Origin of the sequence: Nocardioides sp. CER19 (assembly GCF_029846275.1) — a bacterium.
GTDB lineage: Bacteria > Actinomycetota > Actinomycetes > Propionibacteriales > Nocardioidaceae > Nocardioides.
The window spans coordinates 190,162-209,173 of the sequence record NZ_JARVWS010000002.1; the positions used below are offsets into that span (position 1 = coordinate 190,162).

Here is a 19,012-nt window from a genome sequence, read left to right on the forward strand (position 1 = left end):
GCCCCACAAGGAGAATCCGTGAACCTGCCCGAGCTCACCACCTCGATGTACCTCGCCGGAGAATGGACGACCGGGTCCGGCGGCAAGATCGACGCCGTCAACCCCAGCACCGGTGAGGTGCTGGCCGTGCTCGCCTCGGCCGGCGCCGACGACGTCGACCGGGCCGTCGTGTCCGCGACCGAGGCCCTCCGCGGCTCGTGGGCCGCGGTGCCGCCGTCCCAGAAGGGCGTCCTGCTGCACCGTCTCGCCGACCTGGTCGAGCGTGACGCCGAGACGCTCGCCACCCTCGAGTCGCTCGACATGGGGACGCCGTTCGGGTTCGCCCAGGCGCTGTTCGTCCCGAACCTGATCGCCTCGCTGCGCTACTACGCCGGCTGGGCGGACAAGATCAATGGCGAGCTCGTCTCCACCGACGGCTACTTCGGTGCCCCGACCCACTCGTACACCCGGCGCGAGCCCGTCGGTGTCATCGCCGCGATCGTGCCGTGGAACTCCCCGCTGATGATCCTCGGCTGGAAGCTGGCCCCGGCCCTGGCGACCGGCAACACGGTCATCGTGAAGCCCGCCGAGGACGCCTCCCTCTCGATCCTGCACCTGGGCAGGCTCGTCGAGGAGGCCGGCTTCCCCGCCGGTGTCGTGCAGGTCCTCCCGGGCCTCGGTGAGGTCGCCGGCGAGGCACTCGCCGTCCACCCGGGCGTGCACAAGGTCTCCTTCACGGGCTCGACCGAGGTCGGTCGCCGGATCCTGCGCAACTCGGCCGGCAACTTCAAGCGCACGACCCTCGAGCTCGGCGGCAAGTCCCCGCAGATCGTCTTCGGCGACGCGAACCTGGAAGCGGCGATCCCCGGGCTGGCGATGGGCCTGTTCGCCAACCAGGGCGAGGTCTGCGCCGCCGGCACGCGGGTCTTCGCCCACCGATCCGTCTACGACGCCGTCCTCGACGGCCTCAAGGGCGCCGCCGCTGCACAGGTGCTCGGCGACCCCTTCGAGGCGACGACGACGATGGGCCCCCTGATCAATGCCGCGCAGCGCGAGCGGGTCCTCGGCTACGTCGCCCAGGGCCGCGCCGAGGGCGCCGACCTCGTCGCCGGTGGCGAGAGCCCGGACCGCCCCGGCTTCTTCGTCCAGCCGACCGTCTTCGCGGGCAGCAACGACCAGACCATCGCGCGTGAGGAGATCTTCGGCCCCGTCGGCACCGTGATCCCCTTCGACGACGACGCCGAGGTCGTGGCCATGGCGAACGACAACGACTACGGCCTCGCGGCGACCGTCTGGACCCGCGACGTGGGCCGCGCCCACTCCGTGGCCGCGCAGCTGCGCGCCGGCGCGGTCGGCGTCAACGGCTGGTCCCCGCTCGCCCCCCAGCTGCCCTGGGGCGGCATGAAGGCGAGCGGTGTCGGGCGCGAGCTCGGCTACGAGGGGATCCTGGCCAACACGGAGGCCAAGACGGTCACGGTGGTGCTCTAGGAGTGAGCGTTGCGAGAGCGGCGTACGACGCGGTCCGGGGAGGGGTCATGACCTCCCCGGACCCTGTCGTCACGCCCGTCGTCCACGTCGTCGACGACGACGACGACCTGCGGCAGTCGCTGGTCTTCCTGTTCGAGAGCGTCGGCATCGAGGCGCTGACCTACCCCGACGCGACCTCCTTCCTCGAGGAGTTCGATCCCGACGAGCCGGCGGTCGTCATCGTCGACGTCCGCATGCCCGGGATGAGCGGCTTCCAGCTGCAGCAGCACCTCATCGACCGTGGCTATCCGGCGCCGATGATCTTCTGCTCGGCCCACGGCGACATCCCGATGTCCGTGCGGGCACTGAACCGCGGTGCCGTCGACTTCCTGGAGAAGCCGTACGACCACCAGCGCATGATCGACGTGGTCCAGACCCAGCTCGAGCACGCACGGGAACGCTTCGCCGAGAGCGTGCAGCGCCGGGAGCTCGCCGGGCGGCTGGACACGCTCACCGCCCGTGAGCGCGAGGTGCTCGCCCTGGTGATCCGCGGGCTCTCGAGCCGGGCGATCGCGCGAGAGCTCGGCGCCAGCGCGAAGACGGTCGACGTCCACCGCGCGCGGATCAAGGCCAAGACCGAGGCCGAGACGCTCGGCGTCCTCGTGCGCGACATCCTGGTCCTCGGCCTCGACGTCGAGACGCCCGCCTGACCGGACCTCACCGGACACGAGAAAGGCTCCGGCCCGCCGCACCCTGTGCGGCGGGCCGGAGCCTCTCGTCATGTCTCAGCGGAACGCGGGCACGGAGGCCGGCTGCCCCATCAGGACGGCGCCGGCGGCGTCGTACATCGCCGGGCTGAGGAAGGCGTGCGACTGCGGCACCAGCGCGTCGCCCAGCAGGTGCTGCAGCGGGTGACCGGTGAAGATCGGCGCCGTGCCCGAGATGCTCGTGACCTTGCCGACGACGTCGGCGCACACACGCGCGAGGTGAGCCGCGGAGAGCCGGAGGTGCGCGTTGACCCGGTCGGGCACCGGCCCCTCGAGAGCGGCCTCCCACCCCTCCTCGGCCGCCTCGAAGAAGTACGCGCGGGCCGACCGCAGCATGGCCTCAGCCTCGGCGATGCCCGTGCGGTAGTAGGGCCGGTCGGCCAGCTTCGGGGCACCGGTGATCCCGGCCCGTCCCGCCCCGATCTCCTCGGCGAAGTCCAGCGCTGCGCGGGCCACGCCGGCGGAGACGACCGACAGTGCCTGGGCGGCGTAGGTGATGGTCGGGTAGCGATAGATCGCCTCGTCGACGGTCGGCACCCCGCCGCGGATGAACGTGCGCTCCTCGGGGACCAGCACCTGGTCGAGGACCAGGTCGAAGGAGCCGGTGGCACGCATGCCGATGACGTCCCAGTCCTCGACGATCTCGATGTCGGCCGGGTTCACGAGTGCGCCGCGGGGCTTGCCGCTGGTGGAGTCGTCACCGGGGATGCCGACGCAGATCACCTCGGCCGCCTTGCACCCGCTGGCGAACTTCCACCGACCGGTCACCGAGAACCCGCCGTCGACGCGTCGTGCCTCCTGCACCGGGAAGAGGGCGCCCGCGAAGACCACGTCGGGTCCGTCGGCGTACAGCTGGGCGAGCGTCTCCTCCGGCAGCGAACCCAGGTACGAGGTCTGGCAGCCGAAGCTGGCCACCCAGCCCGCCGAGCCGTCGACCGTCGAGATCCGCTCGATCAGGCGGAGGAACTGCGCGGGCGACAGCGGCGACCCGCCGAAGTGCTCCGGAGTCGCGGCGCGGTAGACGCCGATCTGCTTGAGCCGCGCGACGAAGTCCGGTGACACGTAACGCTGTGCGTGGAACTCCTCGCGTCGCGCTCGCAGCTCGGCGAGCACGTCGTCGATCGTCGTCCCGGTGCTGGCATGGACGTCGCCATCTGGACGCACGTCTGCCTGGATCTGGGTCATCACAGCTCCCGTGGTTCTGGTAGGTCAGTCGAATCTAGGAAGTCCACGGGCCCTGGTGAATCGGGAGAACGCGAGCGTCGGTAGGTGAATCCTTCAGCGGCCTCGGTCCGCTCAGCGGTCCGAACGCGTGCGGCGTCGAGCGGTCGCCTGCCGATACTGACCGCCACGTCCGTACGTCGATCCGAGGACCAGCATGACGACGACACTCACCGGCCCGGCCACCCCGGCCACCCCGGCCGCTGCGGGGACGCTCGCCCGACCGGAGCGGCTGCCCCAGGTCGCCGCGACGGCATCCCTCGCGTGTCTCATCGCGCACGTCGCCCTGCTGGTCGTCACCCGTGGGTCGCTGCTCTCGATGACCCTTCCGATGCTGGTGCTGTCGTCGTTCTGCGGGGCCTGCTCGCTCCGGTCGTGGCGGCGCAGGTTCACCGATCTAGAGCTCGCCGTGATGCTGTGCACCGGCCTGGCGATGGTGGCGGTCCACCTGCTGCTGGCACCGATGCACGGCTCGGGCCCGCACGTCGCCGTGTCCACGACCGCCGACCTGCTCATGCACGGGGGGCTCTCGCTGGCCCTGATGGTGGAGCTCGTCGCCGGTGGGGTGCTGGTTCGACGTCTGTGTCATCCAACCGCCCGCACGTGATACTGGCTCGCAGGCCTGAGGGTGCAGGCGCTGATGCGAGAGGACGTGTTCGGGTGGTCGACGTACGACCGCGCTCCTACGGCGAAGGGCTGGGTGAGGGTGCCAACAGCGTCCTCGGGAAGGCTCGGCTGATCCTCGAGGCGTTCCGCATCGACGACGCCGACCTCTCGCTCTCCGAGCTCGCCCGGCGGACCGGCATCTCGAAGGCGTCGGTCTACCGGCTGGCCCAGGAGCTGCTCGACTGGGGCATGCTGGAGCGCTCCGGCCAGGACTACCGCCTGGGCATGCGGGCCTTCGAGCTCGGCAGCCGGGTCCCACGGTTCCGCGTGCTCCGCGACACCGTCCGACCGCTGATGGAGTCGGTGCACTTCGCGACCAAGGAGACCGTGCACCTGGCCGTGCTCGACGGGCTCGACGTGCTGTACCTCGAGAAGGTGGCCGGCGGGCCGCAGGCGACGAAGCCCTCGCAGATCGCCGGCCGGATGCCCCTGCACTCCACGGCCACGGGCAAGGTGCTGCTCGCACATGCGCCCGCCTCCGTCTTCGACGACGTCATCGCCCGCGGTCTCACCCGCCAGACGCCGGCGACCATCGTGATGCCGGGGATGCTCGCCGAGCAGCTGCGCACCATCCGCGAGCGCGGCTACGCGGTCGAGCAGGAGGAGACGACCGCCGGCTACGTCTCCGTCGCCGTTCCCCTGATGGGTTCCAGCGGGATCGTGCTGGCGTCGGTCTCGATCACGGCGCCCGTCTTCCGCGCCGACGTACCGCGCTACGTCAAGACGCTCACGGCCATCTCCGACCGGGTGGCGGCCCTCGACCAGATCAACTGACCGGCGCTAAAGAAACCCGTAGCGCGGTGGGGGAAACTCGCGCTGCTGCGAGGCGACGTCGCGACCGTAACGTGCGTCACACCTCGCGTCGACCTGCCCGGCGACGAACGCCGAGAGCGAGGTCGACCACCGCAATCCCAAGGAGTGAAACATGGCGAGCACGTCAGGCCTCAGAGGCTCGATCGGCGTCGTCGGCATCGTCTTTCTCGTGGTCGCGGCAGCGTCGCCGCTGACCACGGTCGCCGGCTCGCTGCCGGTGATGATCGCCCTCGGGAACGGAGCCGGTGCTCCGCTGACCTACCTCATCGCCGCCCTGGTGCTGCTGCTGTTCAGCGTCGGGTACGCCGCGATGAGCAGCCGGATCACCGACGCCGGCGCGTTCTACGCGTACGTCACCCAGGGCCTCGGCCGCCGGCTCGGCATCGGCGCCGCCGGCCTGGCGCTGTTCGCCTACGCGACCATCCAGGCGGGCGTCTACGGCCTGGCCGCCTCCACGGTGGAGGGCCTGGTGGTCCAGTACGGCGGACCCGACCTGCCGTGGTGGTTCTGGGCGTTCGTGATGATGGCCCTGGTCGGCGTCGTCGGCTATCGCAACATCAGCCTCGGCGCGCGCCTCCTCGGCGTGCTGCTCGCCCTCGAGATCATCGCGATCGCCGTGCTCACCGTCGCGGTGTTCGCCCACGGCGGCGCCCACGGCATCGACCTGGAGTCGTTCAAGCCCTCGACGTTCGTCTCCGGCTCGCCCGGCATCGCGATGATGTTCGCGATCGGCTCCTTCGTCGGCTTCGAGGCGACCGCGATCTACAGCGAGGAGGCTCGCAACCCGAAGCGCACGGTCCCCGTCGCGACGTACGTCGCGATCATCGTGATCGGCGTGCTCTACGCGCTCTCCAGCTGGGCGGTCGTGCTCGCCTTCGGCAGCGGCGAGGTCCAGGACGCGGCGCTCAAGGACACCGCCGGCCTCACGTTCGGCGCGGCGGCCACCTACGTCGGCTCGTGGACGTCGGACGCGATGCAGGTCATGCTCGTCACCAGCCTGTTCGCCACCCTGCTGGCGTTTCACGGTGCGATCTCGCGCTACGTGTTCGCCCTCGCCCGTGCCGGCTACGCGCCGCGCGGTCTGGCCGCGGTCCACGCCAAGCACGGCTCGCCGCACGCCGGCTCGCTGCTGCAGACGGCCTCGGCCGTCGTCCTCGTCGGCATCTTCGCCGTCGCCGGAGCCGACCCGGTCCTGCAGCTGTTCACGTGGATGGCCGGTGTCGCCATCGTGGCGATCCTCGCCCTGATGGCGCTGACCAGCTTCGCGATCCTGGCCTACTTCCGCCGCACCCGCGTCGACACCCGCGTGTGGCAGACGGTCGTCGCGCCGATCCTCGGCGGCCTCGGGCTGATCGCGATCCTGGCCCTGGTCATCGCGAACTTCACGACGCTGATCGGAGGCTCGCGGACCACCGCGGCGATCTTCCTGGCGGCAGTGGTCGTGACCTTCCTGGGCGGGGTCGTGCTGGGCGGAAGGTCGTCCGCGAGGGTGCTCGGCGACGAGGCGCCCGACCTGGAGCCGACGCCGGTTCCCTGAGCCCGGCCACGTCCCGAAGACCTCTCACCACGAGGAGACCCGATGTCGCACGACCTCCTGCAGCGACGGTTCGACGCCCTGGGGCGCAACGCGCCCCTGTTCTACGACCGTCCGGTGCACCTGGTCCGCGGCGAAGGGGTCTGGGTGGAGGACTCTGACGGGCGGCGCTACCTCGACGCGTACAACAACGTGCCCCACGTCGGGCACTGTCACCCCCGCGTCGTCGAGGCCGTCGCCCGTCAGGCCGCCACCCTCAACCTGCACACCCGCTACCTGCACGAGACGGTCGTCGAGTACGCCGAGCGGCTCACCGCGACGCTCGCCGAGCCGCTCGACACGGCGATCCTCACCTGCTCGGGCAGCGAGGCCAACGAGCTGGCCCTCCGGATGGCGCGCTTCGCCACCGGCAGGAGCGGCCTGATCGTGAGCGACTTCAGCTACCACGGCAACACCGCGACCCTCGCCTCGGTGACGACGTGCTTCCCCGTCGTCGAGGCCTTCCCGGCCCACGCCCGTGCCGTCCGCGTGCCCGACCCGCGCCACGACGGCGCGGGGCTGACCGAGGCCGAGCTGGCCGACCGCTACGTCGCCGAGGTCGTCGCCGCGGTCCGGTCGCTGGAGCAGGAGGGCCACGGGGTCGCGGTCATCCTGCTGGACTCCTTCTTCGCCAACGAGGGACTGCCCGACCCCGTCCCGGGCTACGTCGCCCGCGCGGTCGAGACCGTCCGCGCGGCCGGTGGCCTCTTCGTCTGCGACGAGGTCCAGGCCGGCTTCGGCCGGACCGGCGACGCGATGTGGGGCCACGAGCTGGTCGGGGTCGTCCCCGACATCGTGACGATGGGCAAGCCGATGGGCAACGGCCACCCGGTCGCCGGTGTGGTCGCCGGCAACGACCTGGTCTCCGACTTCCAGGCGGCGTCGACCTACTTCAACACCTTCGGCGGCAACCCGGTCTCCGCGGCCGCCGCGATGGCCGTGCTCGACGTGCTCGAGGAGGAGCAGCTCCAGCGCAACGCGCAGGTCGTGGGCGGCTACGTGCGGGGGCACCTCGAGAAGCTGGCCGCCCGACACGAGGTGGTCGGAGCGGTCCGCGGCCGCGGGCTCTTCTTCGGCATCGAGATCCAGGACGACGGCCGGCCCGCGCCCGACCTCACCAAGAGACTCGTCAACGACATGCGCGAGCGGGGCGTCCTGCTGAGCCGGATCGGCCGGCACGACAACGTCCTGAAGATGCGCCCGCCGCTGTCGTTCAGCCAGGCGGATGCCGACTTCCTCCTCGGCACGCTCGACGACGCGCTGACGGGCCTGTGACCAAGCCGTCGGAGTTCGAGGCGCTGCCCGAGTCTGACCAGGCCGCCCGGCTCGCCCAGCTCGTGCTGGCCGCCGGCGCCCACTGGGACGGCGGGTTCGCCGATGTCGAGCTCGTCAAGTACCGCGAGAACGCCGTCTTCAGCGCTCGCCGCCCGGACGGAGCGCGGGTCGCGGTCCGCGTCCACCGGCACGGCTACCACTCCGACGCCGCCCTCCACTCCGAGCTCGCGTGGATGCGCGCCCTGGGGGAGACCGGCGACGTGGCCGTCCCGCCCGTGCTGGCCGCGAGCGACGGTCGGCTGGTCGTCGAGGTGACGCATGACGAGGTGCCGCTGCCGCGCCAGGTATCGGTGCTCGGCTGGCTGAACGGCGTACCGGCCGGCACCTCGGAGGACGGCGTCGCGCTCGACGACGAGGCGGCCGCGCGGCTCTATCACCACGCTGGGGCGCTCGCGGCGCGACTGCACAGCCACGCCACGTCGTGGGCACCGCCGGAGGGATTCACCCGCCATGCCTGGGACGCCGACGGCCTCATCGGCGAGACGCCGCTGTGGGGTCGGTTCTGGGAGTACGACGGCCTCGACGACGACCAGCGACGCCTCCTGCTGGAGGCCCGCAGCCGCGCCGCCCTCGACCTCGCCGCGCTCGGCGCCGGTCCGCACAACTACGGCCTGATCCACGCCGACCTGGTGCCGGAGAACCTGCTCGACCACGACGGCAGGCTCGAGCTGATCGACTTCGACGACGCCGGCTACGGCTGGTTCCTCTTCGAGCTCGCCACCGCCTTGTACTTCAACCTCGGCCGGAGCTGCTACGAGGACGTCCGGCAGAGCCTCCTCACCGGCTACCGCTCCGCCCGGCCGCTGAGCGCGGAGGACGAGGCGAGCCTGCCCCTCTTCCTCTTCCTGCGCGGCACGACCTATCTCGGCTGGGTGCAGTCGCGGCCGGGGACGGAGACGTCCAGGAACCTCGGCCCGATGCTCCGGACCATGGCGTGCGCCGCGGCCGAGAGCTACCTGAGCGCGCGGGCGACTGGGAAGGTCGGCTAGGCACCATGCGGGGGACGACCGCCTGAAGGCGGCCCCCCAGCAGGTAGATCCTCAGCAGGTCAGTACTCCGCGACGAGCGCGGTGTCGACGCCGACGACGCCGAGCTTCTGCGCGCCGCCGGGGTTGCCGATCGGCTCGTCGCGACCGGGCAGGGGCAGCTCGAAGAACGCGCGGGAGTCCTCCATGAACACCGCCAGGTCCGGGTCCTTCCTCGCCTTGCGGTCGACGAAGACGGCGGCGGTGGGGCACTCGACCTCGCAGGCTCCGCAGTCGATGCACTCGTGGGGGTTGATGTAGCTCTTGCGGTCGCCCTCGTAGATGCAGTCGACAGGACAGACGTCGATGCAGGAGCGGTCGAGGACGTCGATGCAGTCGGCGCCGATGATGTAGCTCATGGTTCGTTCCTTCTGTGTCGCGGTGCTCAGGCGCCGTCGGTGGAGTGGCCCGGGAAGAGGGTGAGATCGGGATCGAGGTCGACGGCCACGTGGTTCATGGCCGTGGCGACCTCGCCGAAGCCGACCGACATGAGCTTGACCTTGCCCGGGTAGTCGGTGAGGTCACCCGCGGCGTAGACCTGCGGGAGGTTCGTGCGCATGCTGCGGTCGACCGCGACGGACCTGCCTGCGAGCTCGATGCCCCACTCGCGAAGGGGGCCGAGGTCGCTGATGAAGCCGAGGGCGGCGATGACGTGGTCGGCGGCGACGATGGTCTCCTCGCCGTCCTTCGTCCGCAGCGTGACCTTCGAAAGGCGCGATGCGTCGAGATCACCCTCGAGTGCGACCACCTCGCAGTCGGTGTGGATCGTCGCCGATCCGGCGCGGACCCGCGCGAGGGTGGCCGCGTGGCCCCGGAACGCGGCCCGACGGTGGACCAGCGTCACCGAGCGGGCGATCGACCCGAGCGCGTCGGCCCAGTCGAGTGCGCTGTCGCCGCCGCCCACGATGACGACGTCCTGGTCGGCATGGGCCGACGGATCGACGACGAAGTACGACAGCCCGCGGTCGAGCCACTCCTCGCCACAGGGCAGCGCGCGCGGGGTCGGCGTACCGATGCCGGCGGTGAGCACGACCGCGCGTGCCTCGATGACGGTGCCGTCGTCGAGGGTGAGGACCGGCGCGCCGTCGCGGTGCTCGAGCGTGACCGCCTGCCTCCCGAGCAGGTAGGTCGGCTCGAAGGCGGCCGCCTGCTCGGCCAGGGCGGCGACGAAGTCGCGGCCGCGGATGGCGGGGATCGCCGCGACGTCGCGGATCTCCTTCTCGGGGTAGAGCGCCGTGACCTGTCCGCCGACCGCCGGGAGGACGTCGACGACGACGGTGGACAGTCCGCGGAAGCCGGCGTAGTAGGCGCCGTACAGGCCCGTGGGTCCGGCACCGACGATCACGACGTCGGTGCGGAGGGTCGGCGAGGTGGTCATGGCGATGCCTCCAGGTGGAGAGGAGCGAACGTACGGCGGCGAATGTAGGGAGCGGCCGCTTCCGGCTTCCTCTGCTGTGGACCGCTCAGCGGACCCGCCGACGAAATCGGCCGGGCCGCCGACGTGGAGCGGGCAGCGGTTCGCCAGGCGGACCGGCCTCCTTGTGACCGGTGCCGCGCCGGTGGTCTTCTCCGGCATCGGGCCGTCCCAGAGCCGGCCCGGCTGGATGGAGCGAGTCCCCCGACTCGCGGAGACGTGGAGCAGACCATGACCGAGACCGTGAACCCGAAGCCTCCGGCGGCGCCCCGGGCGGGCGCCGCCACCGCGCCGACCAAGCGCCCGACCGCCGGCACCGCCAAGAAGCCGGTCAGCCGCCACCGGGAGGGCAAGCTGCCCGGCCGCCAGGACTGGTCGAGCTGGCCGCACTACCAGGCGGCCGCCGCCGGCTTCCGCGGCTACTGGTACCCGGTCTGCTTCGTCGACCAGGTCGGCGAGAAGCCGCACAAGGTGCGCCTGCTGGGCGAGGACCTCTTCATCATTCGTGACAACGGCAAGGTCTACGGGATGAAGGACCGCTGCCCGCACCGCGGCGTCCCGCTGAGCTATGGCAACAAGCAGTTCCCCGGCACGGTCTCCTGCGTCTACCACGGCTGGACGTTCGACCTCGAGAGCGGCGACCTGGTCGCCGCGATCACCGACGGACCGCAGTCGCCGATCTGCCGCAAGGTCACCCAGCCGACGTACGACGTCGAGGAGCGCCTCGGCATGGTCTGGGTCTACATCGGCGACGGCGAGAAGCCGCACCCGATCGACGAGCAGCTCCCCGAGGAGCTCGTGTCGAACCCGGCCGTGCTCGGCCAGCGCATCCAGCCACGTGAGGGCAACTGGCGCTTCGCCTGCGAGAACGGCTACGACGAGGGCCACGCGAAGTACCTCCACCGCACGGCGCTGTGGCGGCTCTTCAAGCCGATGCCGGTGTGGAACACGACCAAGATCGTCAAGCGGGGCCGCTGGATCTATCGCGTCCAGGAGGAGCAGCACTGGGAGGCCGACTTCCCCGGGCTGGGCACGTGGAGCGGTCAGGCCTGGTACAAGGCCAAGCCACCGAGGCAGACCTCCAACATCGGCAACACGGCGTCGCACCGCGAGGTCAACCCCGTCATCGCGGAGCAGGAGTTCCCGGGCTTCGCCTCGGTCAGCATGCCCGGCGTCCTCCGGATCGCCTACCCGACGTTCATCCACTACGAGTTCTACGTCCCGGTCGACGCCGACAACCACCTCTACGTCGGCGTGATGGCCAACTTCGAGAAGGGTGTCAAGGCCCTGCCCTTCTACGCCAAGTACCTGGGTGCGGTGCGGTGGCTCTTCCACGGCCAGTTCTCCGGCCAGGACAAGTGGATGGTCGAGGTCACCGACGCCCCGCCGGAGAAGCTCTACCGCCCCGACGACGCGCTCCTGCAGTGGCGCAAGCTCGCCGAGGACACCACCGAGGACCGTCTCGACGCGCTGCGCGAGCAGGGCCTCGAGCCGTTCGACCCGACCGCCTGACCGGAAGGAGACACCGCATGGCTTCCATCGTGCTGGGCGTCGGTGCATCGCACTCGACCCTGATGAACACCCACTGGGACAAGGTCGTCCACACCGAGCGCGCCGAGAGCTTCCGCGACGGGTTGTACGCCGCCCGCGACCGGATCGCCGAGGCCCGGCCCGACGTCGTCGTGGTGGTGGGGTCGAACCACTTCCGCGGGTTCTGGCTCGACCTCATCCCGTCCTTCACGCTGGGCGTGGGCGAGGTGATCGCCGCCGGCGACGGCGGCACCCCGAAGGGGCCCCAGCGCACCGACCCGGTGTTCGCCCAGGCGCTCGCCACCGAGCTCGTCAACGCGGGCACCGAGGTGGCGATCTCGGCGCGCCTGACCATCGACCACGGCCAGGCGCACGCGATCCAGTACCTGCTCGACGGCCTCGACGTCCCGGTCGTGCCGCTGGTCGTCAACGTCTTCGCACCGCCGCTGCCGACCATGCCCCGCGTCGTCGAGCTCGGCGCCAACATCGCCGCCGCGGTCGAGAAGATCGGCGGCGACAAGCGTGTCGTCGTCGTGGCCTCCGGCGGCCTGTCGCACCAGCTCCCGTGGCCGAGTGACTGGACCGAGCCCGAGGGCGAGGACGAGGAGTTCCTCGTCGAGGCGTGGCTCAACGGCAGGGGTGAGTGGGAGCGCTACGACAAGCGTCGCCGCGAGATCATCGTCGCCGCGCAGCCCACGATCTTCGAGGACTTCGACGAGCGCTTCCTCGCCGACCTCGAGCGAGGCGACCTGTTCACGTACACCGAGCTGACCACCGAGAAGATCCTCGAGGTCGCCGGCAACGGCGGCCAGGAGCTGCGCACCTGGATGGTCATGGTCGCGGCCCTCGGCTTCGCCCCCGGCAAGGCGCTCGCCTACGCCGCGATGCCGGAGTGGCTCACCGGCATGGGCGTGGCGGTCATCGAGCCGGACGCATCCTGACGCGCCCCACCACCCCACGACACCCCTGACAGGAAGCACCCACGTGACCACGGACAAGCTCACCTCACCCGCCGCCGGCCCGGCGCCCGAGAGCCGATTCGCGAAGGCGGACGGCGTCGAGTACCACTACTACGACATCGGTTCGGGACCGGACACGATCTTCCTCCACGGCGGCGGCCCCGGCTGCACCGCGTGGAGCGACTTCGGCCCCGTGGCGCCGTACTTCGCCCGGGACCGGCACCTCTACCTGATCGACATCCTCCAGTACGGCAAGTCCGAGAAGTGCCGGATCACCGGGCCGATGTGGGACTTCCACGCCACCAAGACGGTGGCGCTGATGGACGAGCTCGGCATCGAGAAGGCCGACTTCGTCTGCAACTCGTGGGGCGGCACGATCGCCCTCAACCTCGCGGCCAAGTACCCCGACCGGGTGAGGTCCCTCGTGATCACCGGCAGCATGCCGGTCTTCTACGGGCCCCTGGCGCCACTGCCCGAGCGGGGTCACCGGGGCCGTACGGCACGCGACGTCTACTACGGCGGCGAGGGCCCGACCCGGGAGAAGATGCGGACGCTGATCACCAAGCTCGAGTGGTACGACGCCGACCGCCTCCCCGACGAGACCCTCGACCTGCGCTACGAGCAGAGCCTGGACCCCGAGGAGCGCGCGCTCGCCGCGATGTCCGACTCGCCGCGCGGCGAGTGGCAGGACCTGACCGCCGAGCTCGGTCTCGTCGAGGCGCCGACGCTGTTCATGTGGGGACGCGAGGACGCGTTCCTGACGCCCGACTACCCGATGATGCTCGCCCGCATGGTGAAGCGCGGAAACCTCCACGTGATGGAACACGTCTCCCACCACCTGCAGGAGGAGCGACCCGGCGCCTACCACGCCGTCGTGGACGGCTTCCTCACCTCGATCGACCACCCGTGAGCACCAGCTCGCCCGCGTTGAAGGACCCACCATGACGAAGATCCTCAGCCTCCTCGCCCTCGCCCTCGCGGTGGCCGCGCTCAAGGAGGCGAGCCGACGGCTGGCCACCCACCAGGCGGTGCTGCCGGAGCTGACCACGAAGGTCAACACCCGCGTCACCCGCATCAACCAGCGCTGACCACCGCCCCCGAGTCCCACCCCAAGGAGAACCTGATGAGCACCTTCGCGCCGACCATCTGGGCCGAGCTGGCCGACATCGACTTCACGCTCGCCCACGTCGACGCCGGCGGCGTCCCCACCCGGTCGCTGCAGACCGGGACGGGGGAGGAGCACGTGATCTTCCTGCACGGCACCTCCGGCCACCTCGAGGCCTTCACCCGCAACCTGCGCGCGCACGGCGCGCGCTACCGCTGCCACGCCATCGACATGCTCGGCCACGGCTACACCGGCAAGCCCGACTACGCCTACGAGATCCCTCGCTACCGCGACCACCTCCTCGCCTACATGGATGCCCTCGGTATCGAGAAGGCCCACATCGTCGGAGAGTCGCTCGGAGGTTGGGTCGGCGGACGCACGGCCATCGACAACCCCGATCGCATCGCGTCGCTCCAGCTCCTCTGCGCCGGCGGAACGGTGGCGAACCCGGAGGTCATGGAGCGGATCCGGACCAGCACGCGGCGGGCGGTCGAGACCGACGACATCGAGCTGACGCGCAAGCGGATGCGGCTGCTGATGGCCGATCCGAGCAACGCGACCGAGGAGCTCGTCGCCGTACGGCACGAGATCTACCACCGGCCCGACTTCGTCGCGAACATCGACAACCTGCTCTGCCTCCAGGACCTGGAGACGCGGCTGCGCAACATCCTCGGGCCGGAGGACCTCGCCCAGATCACGGTGCCGACCCTCGTCGTCTGGGGTCGCAACAACCCGTTCGGCGACGTCCCCGAGGCCGCCGCGATGCATGCCGCGATCCCCGGGTCCGAGCTGGTCCTGTTCGACGACTGCGGGCACTGGCCGCAGCACGAGCAGGCCGAGAAGTACAACGAGCTCAGCCTCGACTTCATCGCCAAGAGCTCGACGAACTAGCCGGGCAGGCGTGGACGTGGAGACCGAAGGACCCGGCACGTCGAGGACCGACCTCGAGGCGGCGGTCGACGGGGTGATGAAGCACGTCACCCGCGAACGCCTCCTGCACGCGGTCACCGGCGTCGTGAGCATCCCGAGCCCCACGGGCGCCGAGGCACCGCTGGCCGGATGGATCGTCGACGAGCTGGCCAGCCCGAGGGTCCGGACGACCGTGCAGCGGTTGGACGAGTCGCAGGCGAACGCGGTCGCCGTGCTCCCGGGCACGGCGAACGGGTCGTCCCTCCTCCTCTACGCGCCCCTCGACACGTTCACCACCGGAGACCCGGCGCACGACATCCCCGGGGCCGGCGCGTGGATGCGTCCCGACATGCTTCCGCGCGCGACGGTGCGCGGTGACCTCGTGCAGGGGCTCGGCGCGGGGAACCCCAAGGGCCACGCGGCGTGCGTGATGGCGGCGATGCAGGCCCTCGACGACGCCGGCATCGAGCTCGCCGGTGACCTCGTCGCCGGGTTCGGCGCCGGCGGGATGCCGACCTTCGCCATCCCCGGCGTCGGGCAGCCCGGGCGGGCGAACACAGGTCACGGCGTGGGCGCCGCCTACCTGCTGGAGCGCGGGTTCACGACCGACCACGCGGTCATCGCCAAGCCCGGCTGGAACGTCTCCCATGAAGAGGTCGGGCTCGTCTGGCTCGACATCGTCGTGCCAGGAGAGCACACGTACGTGGGCAGCCGTCACCGGCTTCCGTACCGCAACGCCGTGGCGCTCGCCGGCGTGGTCGCGGGCCGCCTCGAGGACTGGCTCGCCGACTACGCGCTCCGCCAGGAGACCGGCACGATGCGGCCCCAAGGCATCGTGTCGTCGGTCCGCGGCGGTCTCGACCACCTGGCGGCGTCGACGGCGGCGTCCGTGCGCCTGCGCGCCGACGTGCGGCTGACCACCGAGCAGACGCCGGCCGGCGTCACCCGTGAGGTACGTGCGTTCGTCGACTCGCTCGGCCGCGAGCTCGGTGCCGACATCACCGTCGAGCAGGTCGCGGGCATCCCCGCCTCCCACACGCCGCCGGAATCGCCGGTGATCCGTGCGGCCGTCGCGTCCTGGGAGGCGGTCGCAGGGCAGGCCCACGTGCCGATCGAGGCGAACAGCGGCGCCACCGACGCCAACGTGCTGCGGATGAGAGGCGTGCCGACCGCCCGGGTCGGCATGCCCAAGGTGCTCGCCGGGCTCGACGGTGAACCCGTCGACTTCACCCTGGGGATGAACCTCGTCGACCTGGCCGAGGCCCGGCGCCTGGTCGAGATCCTCGTCCGCACGGTGCTCCTCCTCGACCGGCAGGCGCCGGCCGCACCCCGGGTCCGTTGAGCGGAACCCCCACGAAGGCCTCACCGCCGGTCGTCGCGCCCGGCGTGGTCGACGGGGTGCCGGCCGGCGCGGTGAGGATCGTCAGCCGCTGCCCGTTGCCGTCGGGGTTCCACCCGCTCCGAGGTCGACCCCGAGCGGTGTGCTCGGGGTCTGCGCCTCTGGCGGTATTCGCTGCCGGCCGTCGCGCTGATCGGTCAATGCCCCTTGCTGATGGCGGTCGGGTCGCGTGGCTTCTTCGAGCAGCACCTCGGGTGATCCCGGTCAGCGCTCGTCCCCGCCGAAGATCGGCAGGAACAGGGTGAACACGTTGAGGATGTCGAGGAAGATCGACGCGGCGAGCATCGGCGCGGACCGCACGTCGTCGAGCCGGCGGAGCCGCTGGAAGTCCACGGCGATCAGGCCGGCGAAGACCAGCAGACCGACGATCGAGTAGACGAGCGCGCCACCCGGGATCTGCACGAAGACGAGGACGACACCGAGCGCGATCAGGCCGAAGAGGCCCCAGAGCAGGGTGCGAGCCAGCCCGGACAGGTCACGCCTCGTCGCGTAGCCGGCGGCGCCGAACGCGGCGACGAACAGGGCTGTGGCGGCGCCCGCCTCCCAGACAGCCGCCGGGTCGGCCGCCGCGTAGGTGCCGATGGCTGATCCGCTGCTCAGCCCCACGAGGAGCCCGAACACGACGAGCAGTCCGACGGCGGCCGTCTCGGAACGCGACACCGCCGCCTGCAGCGCGAAGAGGGACACGAGCGCGGCGATGCCGGAGACGAGGGCGAGGGCGGCGGTGGCGTCGGCGCCGAGGTAGGCGCCGCCGGCGAAGGCGGCTGCCGTCAGGGCGACGAGGCTCATGGTGTGCCCGACCAGGCTGCCGGTGTCGGCTCGGCGGGCGGACGTAGTGAGGGACGCAGGTGCGGGAGTTGCCATCGGTGTTGCCTCTTTCCAGGAGTTTCGATGCGGATGGGTGGTGGTTCTCGGTGCTACGGGAGCGGCCTGATCGACCCGGTGAAGGAGGTGAGGACCCGGACCAGCTCGTCGACCTCGGGGAACGGGAAGACCCGGGCGATCGTGGCGACCTCGAGCGGGCCGAGCGCGGCCAGGCCGCTGAGCTCGGAGGTGTTCACCTTCATGGCAGGTCTCCTTCATCGGGGGGAGGGCGTGCTTCCACGCTCGCGTCTCGGCGCCGTCCCTGGCGCCAGGGCAACCCACCGGCCGACACACGGGGATCGACCCCGCACCCGCGGGGACACCGGCGCCCCAGGGTGCGGACCAGTGGTGCACACGGGCGTGGCGTCAGGGGGTGAGCCGGGAGGTTGCTGCTGTCCGCATTCCCTCCCGACAGGAACCGACGATGAAGAAGCTCTTCGCCCTCGGCGCCGCGACAGTGACCCTGCTCGCGACCGCCGCCGTCACCGCAGGCCCGGCCCGTGCCGTGCCTTCACACCCTCAGGTCCACGGCCAGCACGCCACGGTCCCCGGTCACGACCGTCCCGGGCCGGAGCACGGTCGCGGCCGCACGACGCGCTGTGAGGCACCGGCGGTCACCGCCCCGGCGGGCGCCACCGTCGTCTCGGTCACGGCGGCCGCGAAGCCCGGCGGCACGCTGACCTTCCCCTCCGCGCCGGGCTTCCCGGCCACCCCGCCGGTGACCGAGGTCCCCGCCTTCTGCCAGGTCGACATCACGTTGACCCACGGCAGCGCGGGCGACCACGAGCTGATCGAGGTCTGGCTCCCGAAGACCGGATGGACCGGCCGCTTCCAGGCCCTCGGCGGCAGCGGCTACCTCGCCGGCGGTTTCGGTCCCGACCAGGCCTCCGCGATCAAGCAGGGGTACGCCGTCGGCACCACCGACGCCGGCGCCGTCCCCTCGTCGGGCTTCACCGCCGACTGGGCCCTGACCGCCGACGGCAGGGTCGACACCACCGTGCTGACGAACTTCGCCGAGCGCGGCCCGCACGAGCTCGCACTCGTCGGCCGGGCGGTGACGAAGTCGTTCTACAAGAAGCCCGCCTCGTACTCGTACTGGAACGGCTGCTCGACCGGCGGTCGCCAGGGGTACGTCGAGGCGCAGCGCCACCCCGACGACTTCGACGGAGTCCTCGCCAACGCCCCGGCGATCGGCTGGGACCGGTTCGCTCCCGCCGACCTGTGGCCGGCCGTCGTCCAGAACGTCGAGGGCGACCACCTCGCTCCGTGCGAGCTCAACGCCTTCACCGCCGCTGCGGTCCGCGCGTGCGACGGCCCGACCGCGGACGGCATCATCGATGCGCCGCTCAGCTGCGGCTTCGACCCGCACACGATCGTCGGCCAGCAGGTGATCTGTGATGGCCAGACCCTGACCATCACCGCCAAGGACGCCGACGTGATCGCGAAGATCTGGGACGGCCCCCGTACGACCACCGGTGAGCGCCTCGGCTGGGGCCTCACCAAGGGAGCCGACCTCACCGCACTGGCGGCCGCGCCGTTCCCGGTCGCCGCGAGCTGGGTCCAGAACTTCCTGCTTCAGGATCCGACGGCCGACGTCGCGCACCTGACGTATGCGGAGTACGAGGACCTCTTCGCCCGGTCGAAGGCCGAGTACCACGCCATCATCGGCAGCGACGACCCCGACCTCGCACCCTTCCGCGAGGCCGGCGGCAAGCTGCTCACCTGGCAGGGCGGCGACGACCAGCTCATCCCGGTCGCCGACACGGTCGAGTATCACGCCCAGGTGGAGCAGAAGCTCGGCAACGTCGACGACTTCTACCGGTTCTTCGTCGTCCCGGGCGCCTCGCACTGCCAGGCCGGCGTCGGCCCCACGCCGACCGACCCGCTGGGCGCACTGGTGAGCTGGGTGGAGAAGGGCAGAACCCCGGCCACCCTCACCGCCGGGACCCGCGCCGTCCCGTACTTCCGCGGCTGATCCCGCACCGC

General features: G+C 71.2%; 19 protein-coding genes. 14 read left to right on the top strand and 5 right to left on the bottom strand.

The genetic code is table 11. The features are described 5' to 3' along the window. Window positions 1-18 precede the first annotated feature (18 nt). The gene (locus QDS12_RS09400) at window positions 19-1,467 is read left to right on the top strand and encodes an aldehyde dehydrogenase family protein (RefSeq protein ID WP_279878726.1); all 1,449 of its coding nucleotides are present in this window, start codon (window positions 19-21) and stop codon (window positions 1,465-1,467) included. Between the two features lie 47 nt (window positions 1,468-1,514). After that, window positions 1,515-2,156 (top strand): response regulator, encoded by a 642-nt coding sequence (locus QDS12_RS09405; RefSeq protein WP_279878727.1) that lies wholly within the window; start codon window positions 1,515-1,517, stop codon window positions 2,154-2,156. A gap of 75 nt (window positions 2,157-2,231) precedes the next feature. Here the strand turns inward: QDS12_RS09405 and QDS12_RS09410 are convergent, their stop codons facing one another. Beyond that, window positions 2,232-3,398: an acyl-CoA dehydrogenase family protein gene (locus QDS12_RS09410; RefSeq protein ID WP_279878728.1), complete on the bottom strand. Its 1,167-nt coding sequence runs from the start codon at window positions 3,396-3,398 to the stop codon at window positions 2,232-2,234. A gap of 193 nt (window positions 3,399-3,591) precedes the next feature. On the opposite strand from QDS12_RS09410, the gene QDS12_RS09415 reads away from it, so the two are divergent. The 5 genes from QDS12_RS09415 (at window position 3,592) to QDS12_RS09435 (ending at window position 8,810) form a co-directional block, all read left to right on the top strand. Next, complete coding sequence (locus QDS12_RS09415) at window positions 3,592-4,041, top strand: hypothetical protein (protein WP_279878729.1); 450 nt, start codon at window positions 3,592-3,594, stop codon at window positions 4,039-4,041. A gap of 53 nt (window positions 4,042-4,094) precedes the next feature. Beyond that, window positions 4,095-4,874 carry an IclR family transcriptional regulator gene (locus QDS12_RS09420; RefSeq protein WP_279878730.1) on the top strand — a complete coding sequence of 260 codons (780 nt, stop codon included), beginning with the start codon at window positions 4,095-4,097 and terminating at the stop codon, window positions 4,872-4,874. 151 nt (window positions 4,875-5,025) lie between these two features. Continuing rightward, a complete protein-coding gene (locus QDS12_RS09425) occupies window positions 5,026-6,450 on the top strand; it encodes an APC family permease (protein ID WP_279878731.1) in 1,425 nt (474 codons plus the stop codon). Between the two features lie 42 nt (window positions 6,451-6,492). Further along, entirely contained in the window at window positions 6,493-7,761 is a 1,269-nt protein-coding gene (locus tag QDS12_RS09430; protein ID WP_279878732.1) for an aminotransferase class III-fold pyridoxal phosphate-dependent enzyme, read from the top strand. After that, the gene (locus tag QDS12_RS09435) at window positions 7,758-8,810 is read left to right on the top strand and encodes a phosphotransferase (RefSeq protein WP_279878733.1); all 1,053 of its coding nucleotides are present in this window, start codon (window positions 7,758-7,760) and stop codon (window positions 8,808-8,810) included. Before QDS12_RS09430 ends, QDS12_RS09435 begins: the two co-directional genes overlap by 4 nt. A 59-nt stretch (window positions 8,811-8,869) precedes the next feature. On the opposite strand, the gene QDS12_RS09440 is transcribed toward QDS12_RS09435, so the two are convergent. After that, on the bottom strand, window positions 8,870-9,205 hold the full coding sequence (locus tag QDS12_RS09440) for a ferredoxin family protein (protein WP_279878734.1): 336 nt from the start codon (window positions 9,203-9,205) through the stop codon (window positions 8,870-8,872). A 26-nt stretch (window positions 9,206-9,231) separates the two neighbouring features. Beyond that, window positions 9,232-10,224, bottom strand: coding sequence for an NAD(P)/FAD-dependent oxidoreductase (locus tag QDS12_RS09445; protein WP_279878735.1), 993 nt, complete (start codon window positions 10,222-10,224; stop codon window positions 9,232-9,234). Between the two features lie 267 nt (window positions 10,225-10,491). Here QDS12_RS09445 and QDS12_RS09450 point away from each other — a divergent pair, with 267 nt between their 5' ends. From QDS12_RS09450 to QDS12_RS09475, 6 genes are read left to right on the top strand one after another with little or no spacing between them, the layout of a single operon-like run. Then, complete coding sequence (locus tag QDS12_RS09450) at window positions 10,492-11,772, top strand: Rieske 2Fe-2S domain-containing protein (RefSeq protein ID WP_279878736.1); 1,281 nt, start codon at window positions 10,492-10,494, stop codon at window positions 11,770-11,772. Window positions 11,773-11,789: 17 nt separating this feature from the next. Beyond that, the gene (locus tag QDS12_RS09455) at window positions 11,790-12,731 is read left to right on the top strand and encodes a hypothetical protein (protein WP_279878737.1); all 942 of its coding nucleotides are present in this window, start codon (window positions 11,790-11,792) and stop codon (window positions 12,729-12,731) included. A gap of 43 nt (window positions 12,732-12,774) precedes the next feature. Next, window positions 12,775-13,659 (top strand): alpha/beta hydrolase, encoded by an 885-nt coding sequence (locus QDS12_RS09460; RefSeq protein WP_279878738.1) that lies wholly within the window; start codon window positions 12,775-12,777, stop codon window positions 13,657-13,659. A gap of 31 nt (window positions 13,660-13,690) precedes the next feature. Further along, on the top strand, window positions 13,691-13,837 hold the full coding sequence (locus QDS12_RS09465; RefSeq protein WP_279878739.1) for a hypothetical protein: 147 nt from the start codon (window positions 13,691-13,693) through the stop codon (window positions 13,835-13,837). 35 nt (window positions 13,838-13,872) lie between these two features. Continuing rightward, complete coding sequence (locus QDS12_RS09470; RefSeq protein ID WP_279878740.1) at window positions 13,873-14,745, top strand: alpha/beta hydrolase; 873 nt, start codon at window positions 13,873-13,875, stop codon at window positions 14,743-14,745. Between the two features lie 10 nt (window positions 14,746-14,755). Further along, on the top strand, window positions 14,756-16,105 hold the full coding sequence (locus QDS12_RS09475) for a M20/M25/M40 family metallo-hydrolase (RefSeq protein WP_279878741.1): 1,350 nt from the start codon (window positions 14,756-14,758) through the stop codon (window positions 16,103-16,105). A 261-nt stretch (window positions 16,106-16,366) separates the two neighbouring features. On the opposite strand, the gene QDS12_RS09480 is transcribed toward QDS12_RS09475, so the two are convergent. Both QDS12_RS09480 and QDS12_RS09485 read right to left on the bottom strand, forming a co-directional pair. After that, window positions 16,367-17,026 carry a Bax inhibitor-1 family protein gene (locus tag QDS12_RS09480; protein WP_279878742.1) on the bottom strand — a complete coding sequence of 220 codons (660 nt, stop codon included), beginning with the start codon at window positions 17,024-17,026 and terminating at the stop codon, window positions 16,367-16,369. 53 nt (window positions 17,027-17,079) lie between these two features. Continuing rightward, complete coding sequence (locus QDS12_RS09485; RefSeq protein WP_279878743.1) at window positions 17,080-17,229, bottom strand: hypothetical protein; 150 nt, start codon at window positions 17,227-17,229, stop codon at window positions 17,080-17,082. Between the two features lie 221 nt (window positions 17,230-17,450). Between QDS12_RS09485 and QDS12_RS09490 the strand changes: the two genes are divergently transcribed. Continuing rightward, window positions 17,451-19,001 carry a tannase/feruloyl esterase family alpha/beta hydrolase gene (locus tag QDS12_RS09490; RefSeq protein WP_279878744.1) on the top strand — a complete coding sequence of 517 codons (1,551 nt, stop codon included), beginning with the start codon at window positions 17,451-17,453 and terminating at the stop codon, window positions 18,999-19,001. The last annotated feature ends 11 nt before the right edge of the window (window positions 19,002-19,012 follow it).